This is a genomic window from Aggregicoccus sp. 17bor-14, from assembly GCF_009659535.1.
In the GTDB taxonomy this organism is placed as follows: domain Bacteria; phylum Myxococcota; class Myxococcia; order Myxococcales; family Myxococcaceae; genus Aggregicoccus.
Genome location: NZ_VJZZ01000005.1, coordinates 239043 through 264066, shown reverse-complemented (window position 1 = coordinate 264066; position 25024 = coordinate 239043). Strand labels below are relative to the sequence as shown.

Genomic DNA, 25024 nt, shown 5'->3' with positions numbered 1-25024 from the left:
CGCCGACCGGCCGCAGCATTGCGCCATGGCGCGCGAGAGACCCGAGGACCTGCCCCTGCGGCAGGACGTGAAGCTGCTCGGCCAGCTGCTGGGGGAGGTGCTCATCGAGCAGGAGGGCCGCGCGCTCTTCGAGCTCGAGGAGGAGGTGCGCCACCTGGCCATCCGCCGGCGCCGCGGGCCTCCGGAGCAGCGGCGCGAGGCGGCGGCGCAGCTGGCCCGGCTCCTCACGCGCCTGTCCCCCGAGCGTGCGGAGACGGTGGTGCGCGCCTTCAGCCTCTACTTCCAGCTCGCGAACCTCGCCGAGCAGCACCACCGCGTGCGCCGCGCCCGCGCCTGGGCGGGCGACCCGGGGGCCCCGCCGCAGCGCGGCTCGCTCGAGGCCACCTTCGCCCAGCTGCGAGCGCAGGGCGTGGAGGCGGACCGGGTGCGCGCGGCGCTCGGCGAGCTGCGCCTGCTGCTCACGCTCACCGCGCACCCCACCCAGGCGGCGCGCCGCACGCTGCTGGAGAAGCTCTACCGGCTCACCCGGCTGCTGGAAGAGCGCGACCGCTGCGCGCTGGTGCCGCAGGAGCGCGAGGAGCTGCTGCTCGCGATGCGCGAGTGCATCACCTCGCTGTGGCAGACGGACGAGCTGCGGCGCGAGCGCCCCACCGTGGGCGACGAGGTGAAGAACGTCCTCTGGTACATGGAGGAGGTGCTCGCCGAGCAGGTGGTGTCCCTGCCCGAGACCATCGGCTGGGCCTTCGAGCGCGTGTACCGCGAGCCGCTCGGGCCCTTGCCCTCGCCCCTGCGCCTGCACTCATGGGTGGGCGGGGACATGGACGGCAACCCGCTGGTCACCGCGGACGTGTTCGCCGACACGCTGCGCGCCCACCGCGCGCACGGGCTGCGCCTGCTGCTGCGCGACGTGGGAAGGCTGGGCGCGTGGCTCTCGCAGTCCGCGCGCTACGTGGCGGTGAGCCCGGAGCTGCGCGCCTCGCTCGAGCGCGACGCCGAGGCGCTGCCCGAGGTGGCGCGGCAGCAGGGGCCGCGCACCGAGGGAGAGCCGTGGCGGCGCAAGCTGCGCTTCATCGAGGCGCGGCTGCAGGCCTGCCTGCGCGCGGTGGAGGCGAAGCGCACCGGTGCCACCGGAGCCTCTGAGGCAGGCGCGTTCGCGGCGGGCGTGGCGGCGGGAGTAGGGGCCGTGGGTGAGCGGGGCGCCCTGGAGGTGGCGCGTGCGGCGGCCGCCTACGAGGGGCCCGCGCAGCTGTGCGCGGACCTGGAGCTGCTGTGCGAGTCGCTCGAGCGGGGGAGGGCGGCGCGCGCGGGGCTTCGCTACGCGCGCCGGGTGCTCGAGCGCGCGCGGACGCTGGGCTTCCACCTGCTGGAGCTGGAGGCGCGCGTGCCGGCGGAGGAGGCGCGCAACCTCGCGGCGCACCTGGCCGCGGGCTCCGCAGAGAGGCCCGCGCTGGACGAGGGCGGAGCGCGGCTGCAGGCCGTGCTCGCGAGGCTGCGAGAGGCGCAGGCGGAGGGCGGCGAGGCCGCGTGCCGCACGCTGGTGCTCAGCATGGCGGAGAGCGCCGGGGACGTGCGCGCGGCGCTCGCGTGCGCGAGGGCCGCGGGGCTGTGGGACGAGGCTCGCGGGTGCGCCACGCTGGACGTGGTGCCGCTCTTCGAGCAGCTGGGCGCGCTCAACGGGGGCGCGGGCGTGCTGCGCGAGCTGTTCGCGGACCCCGCGTACTTGCGCCACGTGCGGGCGCGCGGCCACCAGGAGGTGATGGTGGGCTACAGCGACTCGGGCAAGGAGGTGGGGATGCTCGCGGCGAGCGCGGCGCTCTACCGCGCCCAGACGCAGCTCGCGCAAGCTGCGCGCGAGGCGGGCGTGCGCCTGGTGCTCTTCCACGGCCGCGGCGAGTCGGTGGCGCGCGGCGGAGGGCCCGCGCAGGAGGCCATCCTCGCGCTGCCCCCGGGCACGGTGGCCGGCCACTACAAGGCCACCGAGCAGGGCGAGGCGCTGGACCACAAGTACGCGCGGCCCGCGCTCGCGCGGCGCACCCTGGAGCTGGTGCTGGGCGGTGTCCTCGTGCACACGCTGGATGCGCAGCCGCGCGCGAGCGCGGCGGACGAGCCGGCCTTCCGCGCCGCGTTCGATGCGCTCGCGGAGGTGGGCCGCAAGGCCTACCGCGCCTTCGTGTGGGAGGACCCGCGCTTCACCGCCTTCTTCACCGCGGTGACGCCGGTGGAGGAGATCGGCTCGCTGCCCATCGGCTCGCGCCCCTCCAAGCGCAAGGCGGGTGGGGTGGAGGCGCTGCGCGCCATTCCCTGGGTGTTCGCGTGGACGCAGAACCGCGCCATCCTGCCGGGCTGGTTCGGCGTGGGCAGCGCCTTCGCGGCGTACGCGAAGGAGCCCGGAGGCGAGGCACTGCTGAGGCGCATGTACGCCGAGTGGCCCTTCTTCCGCACGGTGGTGGACCGCGTGGAGATGGTGCTGGGCAAGTGCGACGCGGGCATCGCGCGGCGCTACGTGCGGCTCGCCCCGCCCGAGGTGCGCCCGCTGTGGGGCGCACTGCGCGCGGAGCTGCTGCTCACGCGCCGCTGGGTGAAGGCCGTCACGGGGCACGCGCGCCTGCTGGAGGGAAACCCCTCGCTGCAGCGCTCCATCCGGCTGCGCAACCCCTACGTGGACCCCATGTCCTTCCTGCAGGTGGAGCTGCTGCGGCGCAAGCGCGCGGGCGAGGCCGGCTGTGACCGGCCCCTGCTCCTCACGCTCAGCGGCATCGCCGCGGGGCTGCGCAACACTGGGTAGGCGGCGCGCTCGGGACCTGCCTTCAGGACTTGTCGGTGAGGCGCCGGCTCAGCGGCCGCCCCTCGAGCAGCTGGCGCTCGGAGGAGCTGAGCGCGAGGTCCGGCGACTCGAACACCGCCTCGAGCGCGGCGACGCGCAGCTTGAGCGCCTCCAGCTCCGCGGAGGTGCCCCCGGGCTGCACCGTGCGCATGCGGGTCCACGCGTCCACCAGCGGCTTGATGGAGAGGCGGATGGTCAGGCCGAGCAGCGGAATGCCCACGACCATGCCGGTGATGAAGATGGCGACGAAGGCGGTAGTAGCGTCCATGTGAGTGCGTCCTCCGCAGGGGAGCACGCACGGGGGCGCGAGCGATTGCAGGAAAAGAGCGTCCGTGGAGGGGCCCGGTGCACGCCCCGGGCCCGGGCCTCGAGGGCAGCCGGGAGCAGGAGGCGGTCGCCTCGCTCGCCGGTGTAGCCTGCGCCCCTCCTCCCGTGACCGCCTCCACCTCGTCCCACCCGCGCGCCGCCCAGCTGCTCCCCGCGCTGCTGCCCGTCGCCGTGTCCCTCGCGGTGTGGCCGGGCGGGCCCACGCCCTTCTCCACCGCGAAGGGAGGGGTGCTCGCGGCGGGCGCGCTGCTCGCGCTGGCCTCGGCGCTCGCGTGGCCCCGGCCGGCCTCCGCGCCCGCGCGCCTGCTCGGCTGGGCCTGGGCGGGCACGCTCGCGGCGTCCGCCCTGGGGGGGGAGCCGCTGCCCTCCCGTCTCGCCCTGGAGGCGAGCGCCGCGCTGCTCCTCGTCGCGCTGCTGCAGCGCACCCCGTCCCCAGGAGCCGTGCTGCGCGGGGCCACCTGGGCCGGCACGGCCGTGGCGGCGGTGGCGCTGCTGCAGTGGCTGGGCGCGGACCCCTTCCGGCTCGTGGGGCTCGCGCCGGACCTGCAGACGCCGCGCCTGCGCGTGTACGCCACGCTGGGCAACCCGGACTTCGTCGCGGGCCTTTTGGGCGCGTGCCTCGTGGCCACGCTCGCGCGCGCCCGGGCGGGGTGGACGTGGGCCGCGGCCGGGCTGCAGCTGCTCGCGCTCGCCGCCTGTCAGTCCTTCGCGAGCGTGCTCGCCCTCGCGGCCGCGGGGCTCGCGGCGGGCGTCCACGCCGCGCGGCACGGCGGGCGTCCACGCCGCGCGCTGCTGGGCGCCGCGGCCCTCGCCCTGCTCGCGCTGGGCGCGCTGGGGCTGGGCCTGCGCGGGCGCGGGGCCGTGGGCGAGGCGGCGGGCGGACGGAGGTACCTCTGGGCCGTGGCCGCGCCGCACGTGCGCGATGCGCCGTGGGTGGGCGCGGGTCCCGGCTCCGTCACGCTGCGCTGGCCCGGGTGGGAGGCGCTCCACTGGCAGGGCGCGGCGGCGCAGGGGGCGGAGCGCCGCTACGCGGGGGCGCAGGACCACGTGCACTGCGACCCGCTCGAGTGGCTGCTGGACCTCGGCCTCCTCGGGACGCTGCCGCGCCTGGGGCTCGCCGCGCTCGCGCTCGGCGCCGCGCTGCGCCGTGGCGGCCGGGAGGGCCTCGGGCTCGCGGCCACCCAGGCTTCCCTTCTGGCGCGCGCTGCGGTGGACTTCCCCCTCGCGCGCCCCGCGGAGCTGCTGCTGTGGCTCCTCGCGTGCGCCGCTGCCTTCAGCCCCAGGAGAACGCCTTGAACCGAGTCCCCTTCGCGCTCTGTACCCTCGCCCTCGCCGCCGTGCTCGCCGCCGCTGGAGGGCAGGGCGCGGGCGCCACGTTCCAGGAGCGCTACGCAGCGTTCCAGAAGCGCCTCGACGCCGAGCGCGCGAAGACGGGCCTCGGCTACGACGCGCTCCGGCGCAAGTACCCCACCCCGGAGCTGAGCCTCGTCTCCGCGGTGCCGGCGAGCGAGGGCAGCCGCGTGTGCCTCGCGCCGGGCAAGACGGCGAAGCTGGTGCTCGACGCGAAGGTGGTGCCGGGCAGCTTCATCGACTTCAATTGTGACGCGCTCACCGTGGTCGACCAGAAGCTCGAGGGCGGCAAGCTGCGCCTCGAGGTGCGCGCGAGGCCGGACGCGATGCCCGGGCGCTGCGACCTGCTGGTGGCCTCGGCCGGCAGCGGCATCCAGGCGAGCCTCCCGCTCGTGCAGGTGGTGGGGCGCTACACCTGGGAGCTGCAGCTGGCGAACGGGACGAGCAGCCGCTGGGTGGTGGACGCGACGCGCTGCGAGGACGCGGCGGACCTGCGCGGCGTGAGCCGCTGGAGCCGCCAGGGCAAGGCCCAGGGCGAGCGGCCCGTGGCGCTCTCCGGCTCGGGCGGGGCGTGGCGCGCGCAGGTGGAGCCCACGCCCGAGGAGCAGCAGGCGCTGAGCGAGGAGCTCACCGCGCAGTCCAGCTCGGAGCGCACGAATGCCGCGATGGAGAAGATCAACGCCCTCAGCCAGAAGATGGGCGAGGAGTGCGTGAAGCTGAAGCCCGAGCAGATGCAGCCCTGCTTCGAGAAGTACCAGAAGCTGCTCGAGCCCCACCAGAAGGTGCTGCAGGCGGCCGGGGACCAGATGAAGGAGGCCTCCACGGTGCGCAAGGTGGGCTGCCACGAGCTGCAGCTCACGGTGGGCGAGGCCGGCGCCGTCACCGGCACGGGCGAGGGCTGCGGCGCGCCCGGCGAGACGGCGGTGAAGGGCAAGGTGGCGGTGAGCGCGGCCTCCGCGCCGTAATGGCAGCTTGGTGAGGAGGGGACCGGACGTGCGCGGCGCTGCCGGGCTCGGGGTTTGTCCGCATCCCGCCGCGAGCCTCCGTCCCCAGCCTCCCTCACGGGCGCTCTGCCCGGGGAGGGAAGGAGTGTCTCATGAAGCGCCAGGCGTGGATGACGGCAGCGCTGCTCGCAGTCTGTGGCTGTGCCTCGTCCTCCTCTTCGTCGAAGGGCAGCACCGGGGCGGCGGTCGCGAGCACGGGCCTGAGTGAGGCCACGGGCAACGTGATGGTGGAGGCCTATGGGAAGACCCGCTACGTGGCGCTCGAGGGCAACACGCTCAAGGGGCCCCAGGTGAACGTGGAGGTGCAGGGCGGCACCGCGAAGGGCGAGGCCTACGGCGCGCCCGTGGACCTCGCGCTCGCGCAGGGCACGGTGCAGGGCAAGGTAGGGGAGGAGCCCATCCGGCTGCAGCTGCAGCCCACGAAGGGCGGCCTGCGCGCGGATGGGCTCTACCGCGGGCGGGAGTCCTCGTTCTCGTTCTCGCCCAACACGCTCTCGGGCAACGTGGCCACCTGCCGATATGACCTGAAGCGCAGCAACCGCAGCAACGCCTACAACAGCGCCGGCACGGGCGGCAGCGGGCTCGGCACGGACTACAAGGGCGAGCGTGACTGCGAGGGCAAGCCCTCCACGGACGTGAAGGTGACCCTGCCCAGCGGCTTCGAGCGCCTCGCGCCGGCGCAGCAGGCCACCATCCTCGGGCTGATGCTCGAGCGCGCGATGGAGTGAGCGCCATGCCAGCGCGGAGGGCACACGGGCCCCTGCTCCCCGCTGCGCTGGCGCTGCTGCTCGCGCTGCTGCCCCGCGCGCTCGCCCAGGCGCCCGCAAAGCCGCCCCCGCCTCCGCGCGCCTGCCCGCTGGAGACGTGGAGCTGCATCGCCGGCTGCATCGAGGGCAAGTGCCTCGAGCGCTGCATGGCGCCCTGCGCGGGCGCCATGAAGGGGCTGCGCAGCTGCCTGCGCAAGGCGCAGTGCGCGGCGAGCGACACCGCCTGCTGGCGCAAGGCCTGCCCCGAGGCGTGTGGCCGGGTGTTCGCCTCGGTGAAGGGGGCGCCGGGGGCGGAGGCGCCCGGGCAGTGCGCACCCCAGCCCGGGGCGGCCTTCGCGCTGCCGGAGGAGTGGACGGGGCAGTGGGAGCTGACGGGCGCGGGCTTCGTGCGCCAGAGCAAGGGCACGGATGACCAGTCCATCCGCTCCGACTACGGGCTGCTCATGCGCATCGCGGCGCCCGGCTGCTTCGAGATGGAGACGCGCCTGGGCGGCCCCACGCTGGGCTCGGGCAACGCGCTCACGATGCGCATCTGGGGCCAGGTGGTGATGCTGGACAAGGACGAGTGGGAGGCGCGGGCGCTGGGAGGCTCGCTCGAGGGGGTGCTCTGCGGGGAGCCGCGCGACGTGGCGCTCCCCGACTGGAGCGGCCGCAACGTCACCCGCCTGCGCTGCGAGGTGGAAGGGGGCGTGCTGCTGCTCACGCCCCAGCGCTGGGACAAGCGCCAGTTCTCCTTCGAGCGCAAGGGGCCGTAGCGCGCTCAGTCGAAGGGGCCCGCGCGGAACACCATGCCCAGCACCACCGCGAGCGAGAGCAGCAGGAAGAGCAGCGACACGTAGAAGGCCATGGACGGCGCGAAGGGCTCGTCTCCGTGCATCAGCCCCTGACGCACGAGCAGCGCGCGCTCGGCGTGCAGGGTGCGCCGGATGGCCACGTGCTGCACGAGCGCGAGCGCGAGCAGCGCATTGCCCATGAGCACGAGCGCGATCCCGAAGTTGCGCGCGGCGTGGGTCCCCACCAGCTGCGCGAACTGCGGCGACTGGTGCAGGCGCTGGAAGAACTGCGCGATGGTGAAGCCGAAGCTCACCAGCGAGATGGCGGTGCGCAGCATCGAGAGCAGCGTGCGGTCCGTGCTCATCCGCGTGCGCTGGAAGCTGAGCCCGCTCTGGCGCGCAGAGAGCTCCAGCTCGGGCGGGTGTAAGGGCTTGCTCATCGTCGCGTCCATGTGGCACCTGCGCGCAAGCTGAGCGCGACCGTGCAGCCTGCAATGGCGCTGCGGGGAAGTCCGGAGCCGACGGGCCGCTCTCCACTTGGCCTCACGGCGCGCTGCCTCTGCCGCACGCTGGGCCCGCACCGAGCCTCCGTGCCCCGCCTCGCCTCGGGCTTTCGCCCAATGGGCAGCCCGGCGCGGCGTTCTCAGCTTGCTGCGCGAACTCTCACCCACCCCTCTGGAGCCCGCGCATGGCAACGAAACAACCCAACATCCTCATCATCTGGGGCGACGACATCGGCTGGTACAACGTCAGCGCCTACAACCTGGGCGTGATGGGCTACCGCACGCCCAACATCGACCGCGTCGCGAAGGAGGGTTGCCTCTTCACCGACTGGTATGGCCAGCAGAGCTGCACTGCGGGCAGGGCTGCCTTCATCACCGGCCAGTCCCCCATCCGCACGGGGCTGACCAAGGTGGGCCTGCCGGGGGCCACGCTCGGGCTGCAGCCGGAGGATCCCACCATCGCGGACCTGCTCAAGCCGCTCGGGTACATGACTGGCCAGTTCGGCAAGAACCACCTCGGCGACCGCGACGAGTTCCTGCCCACACTGCACGGCTTCGACGAGTTCTTCGGCAACCTCTACCACCTCAACGCCGAGCAGGAGCCGGAGCACCCGGACTACCCCAAGGACCCGGAGTTCCGGAAGAAGTTCGGCCCGCGCGGCGTGCTGCACTGCTGGGCCAACGCGGATGGCACTCAGCGCATCGAGGACACCGGGCCGCTCAACCTGAAGCGCATGGAGACGGTGGACGAGGAGTTCGTCGAGGGCGCGCTGGGCTTCATGGACAAGGCGAAGAAGGAGGGCAAGCCCTTCTTCCTCTGGTTCAACTCCACCCGCATGCACATGTTCACGCACCTCAAGAAGGAGTCCGAGGGCAAGACGGGCCTGGGCGTCTACCCCGATGGCATGGTGGAGCACGACGGGCACGTGGGGCGCCTGCTCGACAAGCTGGACGAGCTGGGGCTCGCCAATGACACGATCGTGATGTACTCGACCGACAACGGGGCCGAGGTCATGAGCTGGCCGGACGGCGGCACGACTCCGTTCCGCGGCGAGAAGGACACGAACTTCGAAGGGGGCTGGCGCGTGCCCTGCGCCATCCGCTGGCCGGGGAAGATCGACGCGGGGACGGTCTCCAACGAGATCTTCTCGCACACGGACATGCTGCCCACGCTGCTCGCGGCGGCCGGCGAGCCGGACATCGTGGAGAAGCTCAAGAAGGGGCACAAGGCCGGCAAGAAGACCTTCAGGGTCCACATCGACGGCTTCAACCTGCTGCCGCACCTGACGGGCGAGGAGGACAACCCGCGCAAGGGCTTCCTCTACTGGAGCGACGACGGGGACCTGTTCGCGCTGCGCGTGCAGCAGTGGAAGGTGACCTTCATGGAGCAGCGCTCCCACGGCCTGAGCGTCTGGCGCGACCCCACGGTCTCGCTGCGCGCGCCCAAGGTCTACAACCTGCGCAGCGACCCCTTCGAGCGCGGGGACGAGGATGCCTCGATGTTCTACGACAAGTGGATGGTGGACCACGCCTTCGTGCTGGTGCCGGCCCAGCAAATCGTGGGTGAGTTCCTCAAGACCTTCGAGGAGTTCCCGCCGCGCCAGAAGCCTGCGAGCTTCAGCATCGACCAGGCACTGGACAAGGCGCGCGAGAAGCAGGACGCGATGGCCGCGCAGCCGCACCCCGCCGTGACCGGCGGAAACAAGAAGCCCCAGCCCACCGCGCGCGCCTGAGGAGCCCGCGGTCCCCCGGGGCGCACCCGGGGGCCGCGGCCCTTCAGTGCGCCTCGGGCCGCAGCACGAGCCGGAAGCCGATGTGGCAGGCGCCCGAGTCCACCTGCTGCGGGCTGCGCGCGGCGGGGCGGTAGCGGCGGCAGTAGTTGAAGGCGCACAGGTGGCTGCCGCCCTTGAGCACGCGGCGCGGGATGTGGATGTGCGGCTGGGCCGGGTCGCGGCTCGCCTCGCGCGCGGCGTTGCGCGGGTTCTGCGGGATGCAGCAGGCCTTCGTCGCGGGCCCTGCGTGGCGCTCGGCGTAGAAGTCCTGGGTCCACTCCCACACGTTGCCCGCCATGTCGTGGAGGCCGTAGCCGTTGGGCGGGTAGCTGCCCACCGGAGCCGTGCCCTCGTAGCCGTCCTCCTTCAGGTTCTGCCAGGGGAACTCGCCCTCCCAGATGTTCGCCATGGGGCGGCCTGCGGGCCGCAGCTCACTGCCCCAGCAGAACTCCGCGCCCTCGAGCCCCCCGCGCGCGGCGCACTCCCACTCGGCCTCGGTGGGCACCTGCTTTCCCGCCCACGCGGCGTAGGCCTCCACGTCCTCGTAGGCCACGTGCACCACCGGGTGCTTTCCGCGCCCCTTGAGGTTCGACTGCGGCCCCTCGGGGTGGCGCCAGCTCGCGCCCGGCACGTAGTCCCACCAGCGCTGCCAGTTCGCGAGGCTCACCGGGTGCGGCGCCTTGCGGAACACGAGCGAGCCGGGGACGAGCGCCCCGGGCTTCGCGCCGGGGTAGTCCTCCGGGTTCAGCGGGCGCTCGGCGACCGTGAGGTACTTCGTCGCCTCCACGAAGCGCTGGAACTGCATGTTCGTCACCGTGAAGCGGTCCATCCAGAAGCCGCTCACGCCCACCGGGTGCACCGGCGCCTCCTCCGGGTAGTGCGCCTCGGAGCCCATGAGGAAGGTGCCGCCCGGGATCCACACCAGGTCCGGGTGCGGCGCGGTGCCCGGCGCGGGGAGGGGCGCGAGCGTGGGCGCGTGTGTGGGCGCGCGCAGGTCCTGGGGCTCTTCGAGCATGGGGCACCGCCTTTCGTCTGGCCAAGGTGCCGTGTGGGGCGCGTGCGCGCGAGCCCTCCTCGGGAGTAACCCCTCCCTGTGCCACTGCCTCCGGGGCAGGGAAGCGGGCGCCAGGACTCCCAGCAAGGGCCACACCGTCCTCGTCCTCGGGGACGAGCGGTGCGTCCACGAGGTGAAAGCCCCGCCCCCCCATCCCTCGGGTGGAGGACAGCACGGCGGTGCCTCTGCTGAGCAGCCCGGCCCTCGTGCCTAGCCTCCCTCGACTCGAAGGAGGAGAGGCCGTCCGTGCGAGACCGCGTCGTACCCCGCGCAGCGGCCCTGCTGCTCCTGCTGTCGCTCTGCGGCTGCCGGATTGCCACGAACTACGAGGACCCCGAGGGGCCCCGCTACACCGGCGACTTCGTCACCGCCTCGCCGGTGCCGGGGCCGGTGCTGCGCGTGGTGACGTACAACCTCGCGTTCGGGGAGGAGGTGGACAAGGCCATCGCCTCCCTCTCGCACCCGCCGCTCGGAGATGCGGACATCGTGGTGATGCAGGAGATGGACGCGCCCGGCGTGGAGCGCATCGCGCGCGCGCTGGGGTGGCGCTACGTATACTACCCCTCCTTCATCCAGAAGGACGGCGACGACTTCGGCAACGCCGTGCTCACGCGCTGGCCCCTGCTCGCGGACCGCAAGGTGGTGCTGCCCTACTACGACCCGTACGTGCACAGCCGGCGCTCCGCGGTGCTCGCGGTGGTGGACCTCGCGGGCCATCGGGCCGCGGTGGCCAGCGTGCACCTGCACACGCTGGGCACCGGGCTGGGCGCGCGCCTGGACCAGTCCGAAGCCGTGTGCGGCGCGATGGACGCGCTGGCGCAGGAGAGCGGGGCGGCCTTGCGCTTCGTGGGCGGAGACTTCAACACGCCCGACCTCGGGGCGGGCGACCAGATGGTGAGGCTGTTCCAGGAGCGCGACTACCTCTGGGCCTCCTCGGGCGCCGGGAGCACCGTGGACTGGCTGCTGGGCAGCCTCACCTCGGACTTCGTCTTCTCGCACGGGGCCTCCGCGCAGGTGAGCGGCGTGGACGACGGGGACACGGGCACCGACCACCGCCCGGTCTGGGTGGAGTTCGAATGGCCCCGCTGAGCGCGCGCCGCCTCGTGCCCGTGCTGCTGTGCCTGGGCCTCGGCGGCTGCCTCAGCGCGGCCTCGCACCTGGGCGCGGCGCCCACGCCGCAGGGCAGCGTGCAGTGGGGCCTCGCGCTGGACGGGCTGCTCTTCGAGCGCGGCCGCGAGGCCTTCCTCCTTCCGGCACTCGAGCTCACCGGCCGCCACGGCATGGGCGAGGACTGGGACATGGGCTTCCGGGTCTACGCGGCCGGGGTGGAGGTGGGCACGCGCCACCGGCTGCTCACGCGCGGAGCCCTCACGCTGGGCGCGCAGCCCTCGCTCGAGCTGGCCTACGCGCCGTTCACGAACAACACCGTGGAGCTGCTGCACGCGAGGGCCCGCGGCGCGCTCGTGGCCGACCTGCGGCTCACGCCCTCCTGGACCCTCACGCTGGGCACGAGGCTGGCGTTCGGAGGCGCAGCGCCGCCCACCTTCCTGCGCGGCTACGGCGACGGGGCAGTGCTCCTCGCCACGCCCGAGGGGCTCGCCTCGCTCGCCCTGGAGCTGGGCCACCGCACGCAGCTGCGGCTCGAGGCCGGGGCGGGGAAGCCCTTCCAGGTGCGCGGCGGGGCGCGCCCGTGGGTGGGCAGCGGCGGCATCTCGCTGTCGTGGACGCGGGACTGAGCGCGCCGGCCGTTCGCTGGTGCACCGTGCCGTTGCTCCCGGAGGCAGTGGGCGCCCGCACGGCGCGCGGCCCACCTTGCTCCCGGGGGTTTCTCTGACCCACGGGGAGGCGGGATGAGGCGGTGGCCACTCGAGATGTCCGTCGCTGCGCTGGTGCTGCTGGGCAGCTTGCGCGCGCAGGCAAGCCCCCCCGCGGACGCCCCGCTCGCGGATGCCCCGCTCGCGCAGCAGCAGGAGCAGCGCTCGCGGATGCCGGCGGATGCGCCCCTGGCGAATCCCATCAACCCGCACTGCCAGGACTGCGAGGTGCGGCCCCGGCCGTGGACCGCCCTCGGCGAGCTGATGCTCACGCAGGCGCTGCCCTCCTCCTTCAACATCATCCTGCGCGACGCGGAGTGGGCGAGGATCAACGCGGCCAGCTGGGCGGCGAACCTCGAGAACCCGTGGCAGTGGGACAACAACGCGTTCCTCAACAACCAGTTCAGCCACCCGTACCACGGCAGCCTCTACTACAACTCGGCGCGCGCCAACGGCTACGACTTCTGGCGCTCGGCGCCGTGGGCCTTCGGCGGCAGCCTCATGTGGGAGCTGTTCGGCGAGCGCTGGGCGCCGAGCCCCAACGACCTGTGGAACACCAGCCTCGGCGGCATCACGCTGGGCGAGACGCTGTGGCGCGTGTCCTCGCTGGTGCTGGACAACGAGGCCACCGGCTCGGAGCGCGTGATGCGCGAGATCGGCGCCGCGCTCATCAACCCGGTGCGCGGCTTCAACCGGCTGGTGGACGGGCACGCGTGGCGCGAGGGCCCGAACCCGCCGGGCTTTCGCCCCAAGCGCATCATGGGCCTGCTGGACCTGGGCTACGGGCGCAGCGACGGGGAGACCCTGCCGGGCGACAGCGTGAAGGTGGACGCGGCCTTCCTCGCCGGAGAGCTGCTCTACGGAGACCCGGTGTCGGACCTCGCGGGCGTGCCCTTCAGCACCTTCGACGGGCGGCTGTGGCTGATGTCCAAGCAGGAGGAGGGGGCGCGCCGCTTCTCGCTGCTGCAGGCGCGCGGCAGCCTGCACGCCTGGCGCCTCTCGCACGGCGGGGAGGACGGCGCGCAGCACTTCCTCGCCACCTACATCACCTACGACTACTTCAGCACGCCCTCGCTGGACTACGGCGGCCAGGGCTTCGCCGTGGGGCCGGTGTCGCGCTGGGGCGCCATGGGGCCGGTGCGCTTCGAGACGGAGCTGCTCGCCACGCCCATGCCCATCGCCGCGGTGCGCAGCGACTACTTCGTCACCGAGGAGGGGCGCGACTACGACTACGGCATCGGCATGGGCGGCCGCGCCGAGATGCGCCTGCTCTTCGCCGGACGCGCGCGCCTGAAGGCCGCCGGGCGCTACCTCTGGGAGCCCATCCTCAGCGGCTACAACGGCAACCACCAGCAGCTGTCCCTGGACGTGGAGGCGCGCTTCTTCGTCATCGGGCAGGTGGGGCTGGGGGCCGCGGCCACCTGGTACCGGCGCAACAGCCAGTACGACGCCTTTCCGGACGTGAACCGCACGGGGCGAGAGATCCGCGTCTTCGCCTCGCTCGCCGGCCCGAGGTGGACGCCGTGATGCGCACCCTGAAACCGCTGCTGGTGCTGCTGCTGCTGGGAGCGGCCTCCTGTGCGGACACCATCATCAAGACGCTGGGCGCGGAGAACGCCGTCACGGTGGACAGCACGCCGGGGCAGCTGCGCTTCACGGCGCAGGACCTGGACAACGTGCATGACGAGGTGAGCGTGCCCTGGGTGAACCCCGAGGGGCGCGCGGCCGTGGCGCACCGCAGCTTCGTGCACCACGGGCAGGTGGTGGTGAGCGTGTTCGACGCCGCGGGCACCCAGCTCTACTCCACGCCGGCGGACTACAACTTCGACAACCAGACCCGCCCCGGCGTCCCGGGCCTCTGGACGGTGCGCTTCCAGTTCTTCGGCGCCCGCGGCCGCGTGGACGTGGGCCTCAGCGCGCTGCCGGAGAGCGAGGCGGACGACGAGCTCATCCCGCCGCTGCCGCCCCAGCCGCAGCCCTGAGGGCGCCTCGTGCTCACGCTCCTCTTCCCGACGGAGCCTTCTCACCGGTGAACGGCCGCCGCTCCCGCCGCGCCCTGAGCAGCTTGGGCACGAAGCTCACCAGGACGGCCATCACCACGCCCACCATCGTCTCGGCGAGCCGGTGAGTCGCGTACCACCACGGGTTGTGGCCGAAGTTGAGCAGCACGATGCCGCAGACGTAGCCGGCCACCTTCGCCGAGCCCTTCAGGTGCAGCGCGAAGGTGAGGAGCATGGCGAGCAGGATGCCGAGGCCCACGCGGAGCGTGCCGGGCGGCAGCAGGGCGCAGAGCAAGGCCCCCAGCCCCGCTCCGATGACCGTCCCCACCAGGCGCGGCAGCCCCACCGCCTGCGTCCTGCGCGGGTCGAGATCCGTCACCAGCACCGCGGTGAGCACCGCATGCATCGGGATCTCCAGCCGCAGCAGGTGGGAGACCGCGATGCCCAGCGCCGCCGCGCTCGACGCGCGCACCGAGAGCTGGAGCGCGACGAGGTTGAGCGAGCGGAGCATGCACGCGTTGTCTCCACGGTGGCGCGCACGTGCAAGCGGCTCGCGGTCGCCCGCTGCCCTGCCTCGGGGTTTCTGCGGAGGCGCGCCACTGCGGGTTTGTCCGGATGGCTCGGGCCGCAGGCGTGCGCACTCCTGAAGCCCAGGAGTGCTCATGCTGCGGAGTCTCATCGCCTTCGCTTCGGAAAATCTCGTCTTCGCGGTGATGTTCTTCGTGGGGCTGCAGAGCCGGCCCGAGGACCTGCGGGACGTGGGGCGGCGCCCCGCGCTCTACCTGCGCGCACTGGGCGTGCTCTTGCTGGCCGTGCCGCTGCTCGCGCTGGCGCTGGTGAGCCTCGCTCGCCTCCCGGCCGAGACCTCGCTCGCCCTGCTGCTGCTCGCGGTATGCCCGGGCGTGGCCCACCTCACCACCACCGCGCAGAAGGAGGGGGGCAGCCTGGTCACGGCGCTCAACGTGCTGCTGCTCTCATCCCTGCTCACGCCCCTCACGCTGGGCCTGTGGCTCGCGTCCATCGGCCCTGCCTATGGCCTCGCGCTCGCGCTGCCCGCCCGCGAGGTGTTCGCGACGACGGTGCCCGCCGTGCTCGGGCCGCTCGCCCTCGGGATGCTCCTGCATGCGGCGCTGCCCGGCGCGGTGCCGGTGCTCACCCGCTTCGCCCAGCGCATCGTCTCGGTGGCGCTGTGGCTCGTCATCCTGCTCGCGCTCGCGAGGTCCGGCGCCTTCCTGCTGCACGTCTCACCCCGCACGCTGCTCGCCTTCCTCGCATTCGTCTCGGGCGCGGCGCTGCTCGGCCACGCGGCGGGTGGCCCGCGGCGCGAGGACCGCATCGCGGTGGCCATCGCCGCGGTGTACGGCAACCCGGCGCTCGCGCTCGCCATCGCCCAGGCCCACTTCCCGGACTCGCGCGCCCGCTCCGTCGTCGATCTCTACGTCCTGCTCCGCCTGCTCGCAGTGAGGCCCTACAAGCGCTGGGCGAGGGCCGGCGCGCGCAGCGACGTGGAGCAGAGGCTGCCCCCGCCCCGTCCCCTGGGTGGAGCGCGGAGGGCCCATGCGTGAGGACCTGCAGCGCACGGCGCGGAGTTGCCCCCGCGGACAGGAGCGGAATTCCGGAGGCCGCGCCGCCAGTACCCAACGAAGGGGCGAGACAGGCCGGTGGCCTCGCACCTCGAGGTGGACGCCATGAGCCGCGATCGATCGCCGTACCAACGCCTGGGCGTCTACGCGCTCACCGTCGCGCTGGCCGCACCCGGCGGCTGCGCCGACCAGCAGAAGCCTCCGCCGCCCAAGACCCAGCAGCCAGCGGCTCAGAAGCCCTCGGGCCAGCAGCCCGCGGCCCAGCAGCAGCCGGCGCAGCAGCAGCCGGCGCAGCAACAACCGACGACCGCGCAGGCTGCGCCGCCGCCGCAGCAGCAGCCCACGCCCGCGGCGACCAATGGCACCTCGCCGGCGCAGCCGGTGACGAACCAGCCCGGCCAGCCCGCACAGACGCAGACCGTGCAGAACGTGCCGCCCCAGGGCGCGCAGGGGCAGCAGCCCGCGCAGGGCCAGAAGACCTTCAGCCAGAAGGACCTCGACGAGCTGCTCGCGCCCATCGCGCTCTACCCGGACACGCTGCTCGCGCAGGTGCTGATGGCCTCCACCTACCCGCTGGAGGTGGTGGAGGCGGCGCGCTGGCGCAAGGCGAACCCGAAGCTCAAGGACAAGGCTTTGGAAGACGCGCTGCAGAAGCAGCCCTGGGACCCGAGCGTGAAGTCGATCGTCGCGGTGCCGCAGGCCCTCGAGATGATGGACCAGAAGCTCGACTGGACGCAGAAGCTCGGCGACGCCTTCCTCGCGCAGCAGGCCGAGGTGATGGCCACGGTGCAGAAGCTGCGCGCGAAGGCGGAGGAGGCCGGGACGCTCAAGACGACCGAGCAGCAGAAGGTGAAGACGGAGACCCAGGAGGACAAGACCGTCATCGTGATCGAGCAGTCGGACCCGCAGGTGGTCTACGTGCCGACCTACAACCCGGCCGTCGTCTACGGCACCTGGTGGTACCCCGCCCCGCCGCCCTACTACTACTACCCGGTGGGCTACGCGGTGGGCGTGGGGCTCGCGTTCACCACCGCCGCCTTCGTGGGCGCCGCGATGTGGGGCGGCGTGGCGTGGGGCCGCGGCAGCGTCAACGTGAACGTGAACCGCTACAACAGCTTCAACCGCACCAGCATCAACAACAGCAACTGGAACCACAACGTGAACCACCGCGGTGGCGTGGCCTACCGCGACCAGGGCACGGCGCAGCGCTACAACCGCGGCAGCAACACGCAGGCCAGCCGGTCGAGAGAGCAGTTCCGCGGGCGGGCGCAGTCCGGGGACTTCTCGGGGGCGGGCTCGCGCTCGGGCAACTACGGCGGCGCAGGCTCGCGCTCGGGTAGCTACGGCGGCAGCGGCTCGGTGGGCAGCGGTAGCCGCAGCGGCAGCGGCTCGGCCGGCAGCCGCAGCGGGAGCTACGGCGGCAGCGGCTCCGGGGGAAGCCGCAGCAGCGGGAGCTACAGCGGCAGTGGGAGCCGCAGCGGCAGCTTCAGCGGGGGCGGCTTCTCCGGCGCCGGAGGCGGAGGCTCCTCGACACGCGCCGCGAGCTCGCGCGGCAGCTTCAGTCGTGGTGGTGGCGGCGGGCGCGGGGGAGGCCGGCGATGAAGCGCGCTTCTCACTTCTTCAGCACCGCGCTCGCCGCCGCCCTCGGGCTCATGGCGCCGCACGCGGGCCGGGCGCAGGCGCCCAAGGCGGCCACGCAGGCCTCCTCGACCGCGCGCACCTTCGCGACGCCCGACGAGGCCGCGGACGCCTTCGTCACCGCGCTGCGGGCGAAGGACCGCGAGGGCTTCCTGGACGTCCTGGGCCAGGAGGCCGCCACGTGGCTGTTCTCCGGTGACCCGGTGGCGGACGCGGGCGACCGGGAGCGCTTCCTCGCCGCGTACGACGAGAAGCACGCGCTGCAGCGGCGCGAGGGCGAGCGCGCGGTGCTGGTGGTGGGCAACGACGACTGGCCCTTCCCCGCGCCCATCGTGAAGGGCAGCGCGGGCTGGCACTTCGACGCGGCGGCGGGGCGCGAGGAGCTGCTCAACCGCCGCATCGGCGGCAACGAGCTGGACACCATCCAGACGCTGCTCGCCATCGTGGACGCGCAGCGCGAGTACGCCGCCCAGGACGCGGACCGCGACGGCTTCGCGGACTACGCGCAGCGCTTCCGCTCGACGCCGGGCAAGAAGGACGGGCTGTACTGGGAGACGAGCCCCGGGGAGCCGGACAGCCCGCTCGGCGTGCTCGCCGCGCGCGCCTCGCTCGAGGGCTACAGCGAGCAGCTGCGCAGCCCCGAGCAGGAGGCCTACCACGGCTACGACTTCCGCATCCTCACCGCCCAGGGCAAGCACGCGGACGGCGGCGCCTACGACTACATGGTGCGCGGCAAGCTGCTGGGCGGCTTCGCGGTGGTGGCCGCGCCCGCCCGCTACGGCGTCTCCGGGGTGATGACCTTCCTCGTCAACCACGAGGGCGTGGTCTTCCAGAAGGACCTGGGACCGAAGACCGCCGAGCTCGTGGAGCAGATGCGCGCCTTCGACCCCGATGCGAGCTGGAAGCGGGTGCAGTGAGTCCCCAAGGAGAACGTCATGAGCCTCGAACACGTGTCATCCGTCGGGCCGCCGGCCCGCCGGCGGCTGTCCCGCCTCGTGGGAGCGGGCGCGCTGGCGCTGCTGCTCGCGCTTCCCGCGGCCGCGCAGCCCGCGGCCCGGCCCGCCGCGCCGCCCCAGCCCTCGCGCGTGTCGCCTGTGCGCCCCGGCAACACCACGGGACCTGCGCGCACGGAGCACGACCTGCTCGGTGAGATGAGCATCCCCGGGGACGCGTACTACGGCGTGCAGACGGCGCGCGCGCTCGACAACTTCCCCATCTCCGGCGTGCTCATCAACCACTACCCGGAGTTCGTGAACGCCTGGGCCATCGTGAAGCTGGCCGCAGCGCGCGCGAACACCGAGGTGGGCGCGATGAAGCAGCCCAAGCTCGCGATGATCGAGAAGGCCTGCAACGCGGTGCTGCAGGGCAAGTACCACGACCAGTTCCTCGTGGACTGGTACCAGGGCGGCGCCGGCACCTCCACGAACATGAACGCGAACGAGGTGCTCGCCAACGTGGGGCTCGAGCTGGGCGGCCACAAGAAGGGCGAGTACCAGTTCCTCGACTCGCACGACGACCTGAACCAGTCGCAGTCCACCAACGACTCCTACCCCACGGCGATCAAGGTCGCGCTCATCCTGCGCAACGCCAAGCTCGTCGCCGAGCTGCAGCAGCTCTCGCAGTCCTTCCGCAAGAAGGGGGACGCGTACCTGGAGATCGTGAAGATGGGCCGCACCGAGCTGCAGGACGCGGTGCCCATGACGGTGGGGCAGGAGTTCCACGCCTTCGCCTCCTCGCTGGACGGGGAGATCAAGCAGCTGCAGGAGGCGGAGAAGGCCCTCTACACGGTGAACATGGGCGCCACCGCCATCGGCACCGGGCTCAACGCGCCCAAGGGCTACGCCGAGGCGTGCGCGCGCGAGCTCGCCAAGCTCACGAAGAAGCCCATCGTGCCGGCCACGGACATGCTCGCGGCGACGTGGGACCAGCAGGGCTTCGTCACCTACTCGAGCGCGCTCAAGAGCACGGCGATCAAGCTCTCGAAGATCTCGGGTGACCTCATCCTGCTCGCCTCCGGCCCGCGCGCGGGGCTCGCGGAGATCAACCTGCCGGCGCTGCAGCCCGGCTCCTCCATCATGCCGGGCAAGGTGAACCCGGTGATCCCCGAGCTGGTGAACCTGGTGGCCTTCCGGGTGATGGGCAACGACGCCGCGGTGGGCTACGCGGCGCACACCGGGCAGCTGCAGCTCAACGCCTACGAGCCGGTGGAGGGCCTGGTCTCGATGGAGTCGCAGGACCTGCTCTTCAACACCTCGAAGGTGTTCCGCACCAAGTGCGTGGACGGCATCACGGTGAACGAGAAGGTGCTCGAGCACTACATGGAGACCACCGTGGGCATCGTGACGGCGCTCAACCCGGTGCTCGGCTACGAGAAGGCCACCGAGCTCGCTGCGGAGGCCTACAAGACGAACAAGGGCATCCTGCAGCTCGTGCGCGAGAAGAAGCTGCTCACCGAGAAGCAGATCTCCGAGCTCCTGGATCCGGTGAAGCTGACCGGCCTGGATCGCAGCAAGTACCGGGGCACGGGCGGCAGCGGTACCCCTTAGCCCGCGCACGACCATGGACACGCACTTCCACCCGGGGTTGCTGCTCGCGGCTGCGCTGTGGCTCGCGCCGGGCGCGGCGCGCGGCCAGGAGCAGGCGGCCCCGCCCGCTCCCGCGGCCGAGCCCGCGACGGAGCCCGCCCCGGCAGAGGGCACGTCGCTCGACAGCACCCTCGAGGCGGGCGAGTCCGAGTTCCAGGAGCCCAAGCGCCGCCTGGTGAAGTTCAACGAGTACGAGGGGCCCTACATCGGGATCCGCGTGGGCGGCGGCTTCCTCTTCGAGGGCGCGGCCTACTCGCAGGACGCGGCGAGCCGCGGCCAGTTCCCGCTCGCGGCGGACACCAAGGTGCGCGACGCGCGCGTGATGCTGAAGGTGCGCTTCCCCAAGCTCAAGCGGCTCACCTTCAGCACCGGCATCATGTACGACGGCGTCACCGACGAGTGGCTGTTCCGCGAGACGGGCTTCATGATCGCCGTCCCGGAGCTGTGGGGGCACCTCTTCATCGGGCGCACGAAGGAGGGCTTCTCGCTCAACAAGGTGATGGTGGGCTACGCGGGCTGGACGATGGAGCGCGCCACCATCAGCGACGCGACCATCCCCATCCTCGCGGACGGCATCAAGTGGCTGGGCTACCTGCCCAAGCGCGGCTTCCTCTGGAACCTCGGCGTGTACACGGACCTGGTGTCCAAGGGGCAGAGCTTCTCCACCTACCAGAACCAGGCCGTGGCCCGCCTGATGTGGCTGCCCATCGCCTCGGAGAAGAAGGGCACGCTGCTGCACCTGGGGGTGAGCCTGCGCTACGGCAAGCCGCTGGACAACACGCTGCGGCTGCGCTCGCGCCCCGAGGCGAACCCCGCCCCCTACTTCGTCGACACCGAGAACTTCACCAGCCCCAACACCCGCATGGTGGGCGTGGAGGCGTACTACCGGCCCGGGCGCTGGCTCTTCGGGACGGAGTACTTCGTGCAGAAGGCGAGCTCCCATCCGAACGGCAATCCGCTCTTCCACGGAGGGGACGTGGTGGTGAGCTGGCTCGTCACGGGCGAGACGCGCTCGTACAACACGCGCGGCGGCTTCTTCAACGCGGTGTCCCCGAACAAGACGGTGTTCGAGGGAGGCCCCGGAGCGTGGGAGGCGGTGGCGCGCTTCTCGTACATCGACCTGGACGACCAGGGCATCCACGGCGGGAAGTTCTGGCGCGTGACGCCGATGCTGAACTGGCACATGTCCGACAACGTCCGGCTCGAGTTCGCGTACGGCTACGGCATCCTGGACCGCTTCAGCGCGAAGGGCGAGACGCTGTTCTTCCAGAGCCGCCTCCAGCTGAGCCTGTAGCTCGGGACTTCCCCCGAGGAGGCCCGCGCGCGCGCCCGGGCGGGCCTCCGGGGTTTGTCCGGGACGGACGGGAAGGGGAGGCCTCCTCGAAGCCCCTCGTGCTCCGGCGCGCCGACTGAAAGTGCGATGTGGCGCGCGCAGCGCATGCGCACGTTGTGGTTTCGACGAGTGCCCTGGAGGTTGTCGATGCCCGCGCAGACCGTGCCGCACCCACCCAGTGAGCGCGCGCTGCGGGCCGCGGCGTCCCTGGCGCTCGCGCTGGGCGTGCTGCTGCTGCTGCGCGGGGTGGCCCAGGGCCTGCCGGGCATCGCCGAGACCCGGGGCTTCCTCGGGCCGGTGTTCCTCTTCCTCAACTCGCAGCCCTTCGTGCTGCTCTTCCTGACGGTCGCCGCCGGGTACGCGCTGGGCAAGGTGCCGCTGGGCGCCTCGAAGCTGGGAGCCACCGCGGCCACCCTGGTGGTGGGGCTGACCGCGAGCGTGTGGGCGAGCCTGCGCGGCGTGGACTTCCGCGTGCCGGAGTTCGCCAGCACGCTGATGTTCAACCTCTTCATGTTCTCGGTGGGGATGAAGGTGGGGCCGCAGTTCCTCAGCGGCCTGCGCCGCGCGGCGCGCGCCTTCATCACCCTGGGCCTCGCGGTGCCGCTGCTCTCGGTGGGGCTGATGCTGGCGGTGAAGGCGCTCTTCCACCTCGCGCCCGGGCTGATGCCCGGCATCTTCGCGGGCGCGAACACCGCCACGCCGGGCATCGGCGCGGCGAAGGACGTGTACCTGGCGCGCTACGGCGCGGACTCGCCCGCGCTCGCCAACCTCTCCACCGCCTTCGCCTTCGGGTACTGCGTGAGCCTGGTGCTCTTCGTGGTGATGATGAAGCTGCTGCCGCGCGCCTTCGGCAGGGACGCGGTGAGCGAGTCCGCGGCCTACCAGCGCGAGCTCGAGCAGGCCGGCACGCGCCCGCTGCCGAGCACCGCCGAGGCGCTCACGCCCAGCGACCCCGGGGTGGAGGTGCGCGTCTACCAGCTGCAGGAGGAGGGGCTCGCGGGGCGCGCGCTCGGCGAGCTGCGCGAGCACTTCCCGCACGTGGCGGTGGAGCGCGTGCGACGCGGGGGCCGGGTGCTCGAGCCCTCCGACTCGCTGTGGCTCGAGCGGGGCGACACGGTGGTGCTGAGCGGCCCTCCCGCGGCGATGCTGCGCGCGGGGCAGCGGGTGGGCCCCGAGGTGGTGGACGCCGCGCTCAGCGCGGTGGGCGTGCAGACGGTGGAGGTAGTGGCCTCGGGGGCGCGGGCCATCGGCAGGACGGTGGGAGAGCTGCTGCGCGCGGGCGGGCACGGCTTCACCGTCAACGCCGTGTTCCGGGCGGGCGCGGAGATCCCCTTCGGCCCGGACACCGTGGTGCAGCGCGGGGACGTGTTCCGCCTCACCGGCAGCGCGCTGCGCGTGCGCGAGCTGCAGCGCCTGGTGGACGGCCGCGTGGTGCGCCCCAGCGTCTCCACGGACATCGTCACGCTCGCGGTGGGGCTCGCAGTGGGCGCGCTGCTGGGCAGCCTGCCCATTCCCCTCTTCGGGCTGAGCCTGAAGCTCGGCGCGGCGGTGGGGCTGCTGATGACGGGCATCGCCATCTCGCTGCTGCGCACGCGCAACCCCACGCTGGGCGGACCCTTCCCCGAGCCCGCGCGCCAGCTGCTCGAGGACCTGGGGCTCAACGTGTTCGTCGCCGTCACCGCGCTCAACGTGGGCGCAGGCGTGGTCTCGGCGGTGGGGGCGGGCGCGCTCACCCCCATCCTGGTGGGGACGGTGGTGGTAGGCCTCGTGCCACCGGTGCTCGGGTGGGTGCTGGGCCAGTCCCTCTTCAGGCTGAACGCGGGGCTGCTCACCGGCGCCATCGCCGGCGCGCGCTGCAGCAGCGCGAGCCTGAGCACCGCCCAGGAGCTCACGCAGAGCTCCGTGCCTGCGCTCTCGTACCCGGTCACCTTCGCGCTCAGCAACGTGCTGGTGACGCTCGCCTGCTACCTGATGGCGAGCCTCGACTGAAGCCCCTGGAGCCTCGAGCCATGCAGACGTCCTTGCCACCCTCGTCCCAGACCTCGACGCAGAGCCTGAAGCAGCGCCTCCCCCAGGCGGTGACGGCGGTGGGGCTGCTCAGCCCCTTCGAGCTGAAGGACGAGCTGATCGACATCGCGGACGAGGCGGCCCGCACGCGCGCCGCCGTGATGCTCAACGCCGGGCGCGGCAACCCCAACTGGATCGCCACCGTGCCGCGCGAGGCCTTCTTCCTGCTCGGCGCCTTCGCGCTGCAGGAGGCCCGCCGCGTGCGGGACGAGCCCGAGGTGGGGCTCGCGGGGATGCCCCGCTCCCCGGGCATCGCCGGGAGGCTGCGCGCCTACCTCGAGGCGCACGCCGCGGACCCGGGGGGCGTGCTGCTGCGCCGCACGGTGACCTACGGCGTCGAGGAGCTGGGCTTCGACGCGGACAGCTTCGTCTGGGAGCTGGTGGACGCGATCATCGGGGACAACTACCCGGTGCCGGACCGGATGCTGGTGCACGCCGAGCAGGTGGTGCGCGCCTTCCTCGCCAAGACGATGTGTGCCGGGCGCCCGCCGCCGGGCCGGCTGCAGCTCTTCGCGGTGGAGGGCGGCACGGCGGCGATGACCTACCTCTTCCACTCCTTCCTCACCAACCGGCTGCTCGAGCCCGGGGACACCATCGCGCTGGGCACGCCCGTGTTCACGCCCTACCTGGAGATCCCGCACCTGGACGAGTGCCGCTTCCAGGTGGTGAACGTGGAGGCGAGCGAGCTGGACGCGGGCGGCCGGCACACCTGGCAGTACCCGGACGCGGAGCTCGACAAGCTCGCGGACCCGCGCATCAAGGCCTTCTTCCTCGTGAACCCCTCCAACCCGGGGTCGGTGGCGATGCGGCAGAGCGGCCTGCAGCGGCTCGTGGAGCTGGTGCGCACGCGCCGGCCGGACCTGCTCATCGTGACGGACGACGTGTACGGCACCTTCGTGGAGGGCTTCCGCTCGCTCGCGGCGGAGCTGCCCCACAACACGCTGCTGGTCTACTCGTTCTCCAAGCACTTCGGCTGCACGGGCTGGCGGCTGGGCGTCATCGGGATGAACGAGGACCACCTCGCGGACGCCCTCATCGCGCGGCTGCCGGCCCACGAACGCGAGGTGGTGAACCACCGCTACCAGTCCATCACCACCGAGCCCGAGAAGCTGCGCTTCATCGACCGGCTGGTGGCCGACAGCCGCTTCGTCGCCCTCAACCACACCGCCGGCCTCTCCCTGCCGCAGCAGGTGATGATGACCCTGTTCTCCGCCTTCGCGCTGCTGGACGAGGAGGACGCGTACCAGAAGCGCTGCCGGCAGATCTGCGAGGAGCGGCTGCGCGGACTCTTCGAGGGCCTCGGCGTGGAGCTCACCCCGGATGCGCTGCGCACGGCCTACTACCAGACCCTGGATCTGGAGGCCTACTGCCGCAAGGTCATCGGGGAGGACTTCGTGGACTACGTGCGCGAGAACCACGACCCGCTGGACATCGTGTTCGCGCTGGCGCGGCTCTTCGGCACCGTGCTGCTCAACGGCGGCGGCTTCCACGGGCCGCCGTGGTCCGCACGCATCTCGCTCGCCAACCTGGATGACGCCGCCTACCCGCAGATCGGCCGTCACCTCCAGGAGCTGGTGGGCAGCGCCGTGGAGAAGTGGAAGCAGGAAACCCAGCAGGTGCACTGAAGGAG

The 25024-nt window shown here is 72.7% G+C and carries 21 protein-coding genes; 17 read left to right on the top strand and 4 right to left on the bottom strand.

Features of this window, described 5'->3' with window-relative positions; all coding sequences use genetic code 11:
• Positions 1-25 precede the first annotated feature (25 nt).
• Positions 26-2785 carry a phosphoenolpyruvate carboxylase gene (locus tag FGE12_RS12080; protein WP_153866575.1) on the top strand — a complete coding sequence of 920 codons (2760 nt, stop codon included), beginning with the start codon at positions 26-28 and terminating at the stop codon, positions 2783-2785.
• A 22-nt stretch (positions 2786-2807) separates the two neighbouring features.
• On the opposite strand, the gene FGE12_RS12075 is transcribed toward FGE12_RS12080, so the two are convergent.
• Complete coding sequence (locus FGE12_RS12075) at positions 2808-3092, bottom strand: hypothetical protein (protein ID WP_153866574.1); 285 nt, start codon at positions 3090-3092, stop codon at positions 2808-2810.
• Positions 3093-3169: 77 nt separating this feature from the next.
• On the opposite strand from FGE12_RS12075, the gene FGE12_RS12070 reads away from it, so the two are divergent.
• The 4 genes from FGE12_RS12070 to FGE12_RS12055 all read left to right on the top strand — a co-directional run bounded on the left by FGE12_RS12070 (position 3170) and on the right by FGE12_RS12055 (position 7027).
• Complete coding sequence (locus tag FGE12_RS12070) at positions 3170-4447, top strand: hypothetical protein (protein WP_153866573.1); 1278 nt, start codon at positions 3170-3172, stop codon at positions 4445-4447.
• Positions 4444-5466, top strand: a complete 1023-nt coding sequence (locus tag FGE12_RS12065; protein ID WP_153866572.1) for a hypothetical protein — start codon at positions 4444-4446, stop codon at positions 5464-5466. Before FGE12_RS12070 ends, FGE12_RS12065 begins: the two co-directional genes overlap by 4 nt.
• Before the next feature lie 131 nt (positions 5467-5597).
• On the top strand, positions 5598-6233 hold the full coding sequence (locus FGE12_RS12060) for a hypothetical protein (RefSeq protein WP_153866571.1): 636 nt from the start codon (positions 5598-5600) through the stop codon (positions 6231-6233).
• A gap of 5 nt (positions 6234-6238) precedes the next feature.
• Positions 6239-7027, top strand: a complete 789-nt coding sequence (locus FGE12_RS12055; protein WP_153866570.1) for a hypothetical protein — start codon at positions 6239-6241, stop codon at positions 7025-7027.
• Positions 7028-7032: 5 nt separating this feature from the next.
• Here FGE12_RS12055 and FGE12_RS12050 read toward each other — a convergent pair whose 3' ends face one another.
• Positions 7033-7485: a YidH family protein gene (locus FGE12_RS12050; RefSeq protein ID WP_228530752.1), complete on the bottom strand. Its 453-nt coding sequence runs from the start codon at positions 7483-7485 to the stop codon at positions 7033-7035.
• A gap of 248 nt (positions 7486-7733) precedes the next feature.
• Here FGE12_RS12050 and FGE12_RS12045 point away from each other — a divergent pair, with 248 nt between their 5' ends.
• Positions 7734-9281 (top strand): arylsulfatase, encoded by a 1548-nt coding sequence (locus FGE12_RS12045; RefSeq protein WP_153866568.1) that lies wholly within the window; start codon positions 7734-7736, stop codon positions 9279-9281.
• A gap of 43 nt (positions 9282-9324) precedes the next feature.
• Here FGE12_RS12045 and FGE12_RS12040 read toward each other — a convergent pair whose 3' ends face one another.
• On the bottom strand, positions 9325-10335 hold the full coding sequence (locus FGE12_RS12040) for a formylglycine-generating enzyme family protein (protein ID WP_153866567.1): 1011 nt from the start codon (positions 10333-10335) through the stop codon (positions 9325-9327).
• A gap of 285 nt (positions 10336-10620) precedes the next feature.
• Here FGE12_RS12040 and FGE12_RS12035 point away from each other — a divergent pair, with 285 nt between their 5' ends.
• The 4 genes from FGE12_RS12035 to FGE12_RS12020 all read left to right on the top strand — a co-directional run bounded on the left by FGE12_RS12035 (position 10621) and on the right by FGE12_RS12020 (position 14170).
• A complete protein-coding gene (locus tag FGE12_RS12035) occupies positions 10621-11463 on the top strand; it encodes an endonuclease/exonuclease/phosphatase family protein (RefSeq protein WP_370458965.1) in 843 nt (280 codons plus the stop codon).
• Complete coding sequence (locus FGE12_RS12030; protein ID WP_153866566.1) at positions 11451-12110, top strand: hypothetical protein; 660 nt, start codon at positions 11451-11453, stop codon at positions 12108-12110. The genes FGE12_RS12035 and FGE12_RS12030 overlap by 13 nt, the downstream gene beginning before the upstream one ends.
• 114 nt (positions 12111-12224) lie before the next feature.
• The gene (locus FGE12_RS12025) at positions 12225-13715 is read left to right on the top strand and encodes a DUF3943 domain-containing protein (RefSeq protein ID WP_153866565.1); all 1491 of its coding nucleotides are present in this window, start codon (positions 12225-12227) and stop codon (positions 13713-13715) included.
• The gene (locus FGE12_RS12020) at positions 13715-14170 is read left to right on the top strand and encodes a hypothetical protein (RefSeq protein WP_153866564.1); all 456 of its coding nucleotides are present in this window, start codon (positions 13715-13717) and stop codon (positions 14168-14170) included. Before FGE12_RS12025 ends, FGE12_RS12020 begins: the two co-directional genes overlap by 1 nt.
• Before the next feature lie 13 nt (positions 14171-14183).
• Here the strand turns inward: FGE12_RS12020 and FGE12_RS12015 are convergent, their stop codons facing one another.
• Entirely contained in the window at positions 14184-14699 is a 516-nt protein-coding gene (locus tag FGE12_RS12015; RefSeq protein ID WP_194797813.1) for an aromatic acid exporter family protein, read from the bottom strand.
• Positions 14700-14850: 151 nt separating this feature from the next.
• Between FGE12_RS12015 and FGE12_RS12010 the strand changes: the two genes are divergently transcribed.
• The 7 genes from FGE12_RS12010 to FGE12_RS11980 all read left to right on the top strand — a co-directional run bounded on the left by FGE12_RS12010 (position 14851) and on the right by FGE12_RS11980 (position 25019).
• Positions 14851-15753, top strand: coding sequence for a bile acid:sodium symporter (locus tag FGE12_RS12010; protein ID WP_153866562.1), 903 nt, complete (start codon positions 14851-14853; stop codon positions 15751-15753).
• A gap of 123 nt (positions 15754-15876) precedes the next feature.
• Positions 15877-17373 carry a DUF3300 domain-containing protein gene (locus FGE12_RS30290; RefSeq protein WP_228530751.1) on the top strand — a complete coding sequence of 499 codons (1497 nt, stop codon included), beginning with the start codon at positions 15877-15879 and terminating at the stop codon, positions 17371-17373.
• Positions 17370-18326: a DUF2950 domain-containing protein gene (locus FGE12_RS12000; protein ID WP_153866561.1), complete on the top strand. Its 957-nt coding sequence runs from the start codon at positions 17370-17372 to the stop codon at positions 18324-18326. Before FGE12_RS30290 ends, FGE12_RS12000 begins: the two co-directional genes overlap by 4 nt.
• Positions 18327-18344: 18 nt before the next feature.
• Positions 18345-19955, top strand: coding sequence for an aspartate ammonia-lyase (locus FGE12_RS11995; RefSeq protein ID WP_228530750.1), 1611 nt, complete (start codon positions 18345-18347; stop codon positions 19953-19955).
• A gap of 13 nt (positions 19956-19968) precedes the next feature.
• Complete coding sequence (locus FGE12_RS11990) at positions 19969-21288, top strand: OprO/OprP family phosphate-selective porin (RefSeq protein ID WP_153866560.1); 1320 nt, start codon at positions 19969-19971, stop codon at positions 21286-21288.
• 186 nt (positions 21289-21474) lie between these two features.
• A complete protein-coding gene (locus tag FGE12_RS11985; protein WP_194797812.1) occupies positions 21475-23316 on the top strand; it encodes an aspartate:alanine exchanger family transporter in 1842 nt (613 codons plus the stop codon).
• Between the two features lie 20 nt (positions 23317-23336).
• Positions 23337-25019: a bifunctional aspartate transaminase/aspartate 4-decarboxylase gene (locus FGE12_RS11980; protein WP_153866558.1), complete on the top strand. Its 1683-nt coding sequence runs from the start codon at positions 23337-23339 to the stop codon at positions 25017-25019.
• Positions 25020-25024 lie beyond the last annotated feature (5 nt).

What these genes read in the sequence shown, in the direction of transcription:
- FGE12_RS12080 (WP_153866575.1), top strand. Translation starts at nt 26, where the DNA reads ATGGCGCGCGAGAGACCCGAGGACCTGCCCCTGCGGCAGGACGTGAAG.
- FGE12_RS12075 (WP_153866574.1), bottom strand. Translation starts at nt 3,092, where the DNA reads ATGGACGCTACTACCGCCTTCGTCGCCATCTTCATCACCGGCATGGTC.
- FGE12_RS12060 (WP_153866571.1), top strand. Translation starts at nt 5,598, where the DNA reads ATGAAGCGCCAGGCGTGGATGACGGCAGCGCTGCTCGCAGTCTGTGGC.
- FGE12_RS12055 (WP_153866570.1), top strand. Translation starts at nt 6,239, where the DNA reads ATGCCAGCGCGGAGGGCACACGGGCCCCTGCTCCCCGCTGCGCTGGCG.
- FGE12_RS12050 (WP_228530752.1), bottom strand. Translation starts at nt 7,485, where the DNA reads ATGAGCAAGCCCTTACACCCGCCCGAGCTGGAGCTCTCTGCGCGCCAG.
- FGE12_RS12045 (WP_153866568.1), top strand. Translation starts at nt 7,734, where the DNA reads ATGGCAACGAAACAACCCAACATCCTCATCATCTGGGGCGACGACATC.
- FGE12_RS12040 (WP_153866567.1), bottom strand. Translation starts at nt 10,335, where the DNA reads ATGCTCGAAGAGCCCCAGGACCTGCGCGCGCCCACACACGCGCCCACG.
- FGE12_RS12030 (WP_153866566.1), top strand. Translation starts at nt 11,451, where the DNA reads ATGGCCCCGCTGAGCGCGCGCCGCCTCGTGCCCGTGCTGCTGTGCCTG.
- FGE12_RS12025 (WP_153866565.1), top strand. Translation starts at nt 12,225, where the DNA reads ATGAGGCGGTGGCCACTCGAGATGTCCGTCGCTGCGCTGGTGCTGCTG.
- FGE12_RS12020 (WP_153866564.1), top strand. Translation starts at nt 13,715, where the DNA reads ATGCGCACCCTGAAACCGCTGCTGGTGCTGCTGCTGCTGGGAGCGGCC.
- FGE12_RS12015 (WP_194797813.1), bottom strand. Translation starts at nt 14,699, where the DNA reads ATGCTCCGCTCGCTCAACCTCGTCGCGCTCCAGCTCTCGGTGCGCGCG.
- FGE12_RS12010 (WP_153866562.1), top strand. Translation starts at nt 14,851, where the DNA reads ATGCTGCGGAGTCTCATCGCCTTCGCTTCGGAAAATCTCGTCTTCGCG.
- FGE12_RS30290 (WP_228530751.1), top strand. Translation starts at nt 15,877, where the DNA reads ATGAGCCGCGATCGATCGCCGTACCAACGCCTGGGCGTCTACGCGCTC.
- FGE12_RS12000 (WP_153866561.1), top strand. Translation starts at nt 17,370, where the DNA reads ATGAAGCGCGCTTCTCACTTCTTCAGCACCGCGCTCGCCGCCGCCCTC.
- FGE12_RS11995 (WP_228530750.1), top strand. Translation starts at nt 18,345, where the DNA reads ATGAGCCTCGAACACGTGTCATCCGTCGGGCCGCCGGCCCGCCGGCGG.
- FGE12_RS11990 (WP_153866560.1), top strand. Translation starts at nt 19,969, where the DNA reads ATGGACACGCACTTCCACCCGGGGTTGCTGCTCGCGGCTGCGCTGTGG.
- FGE12_RS11985 (WP_194797812.1), top strand. Translation starts at nt 21,475, where the DNA reads ATGCCCGCGCAGACCGTGCCGCACCCACCCAGTGAGCGCGCGCTGCGG.
- FGE12_RS11980 (WP_153866558.1), top strand. Translation starts at nt 23,337, where the DNA reads ATGCAGACGTCCTTGCCACCCTCGTCCCAGACCTCGACGCAGAGCCTG.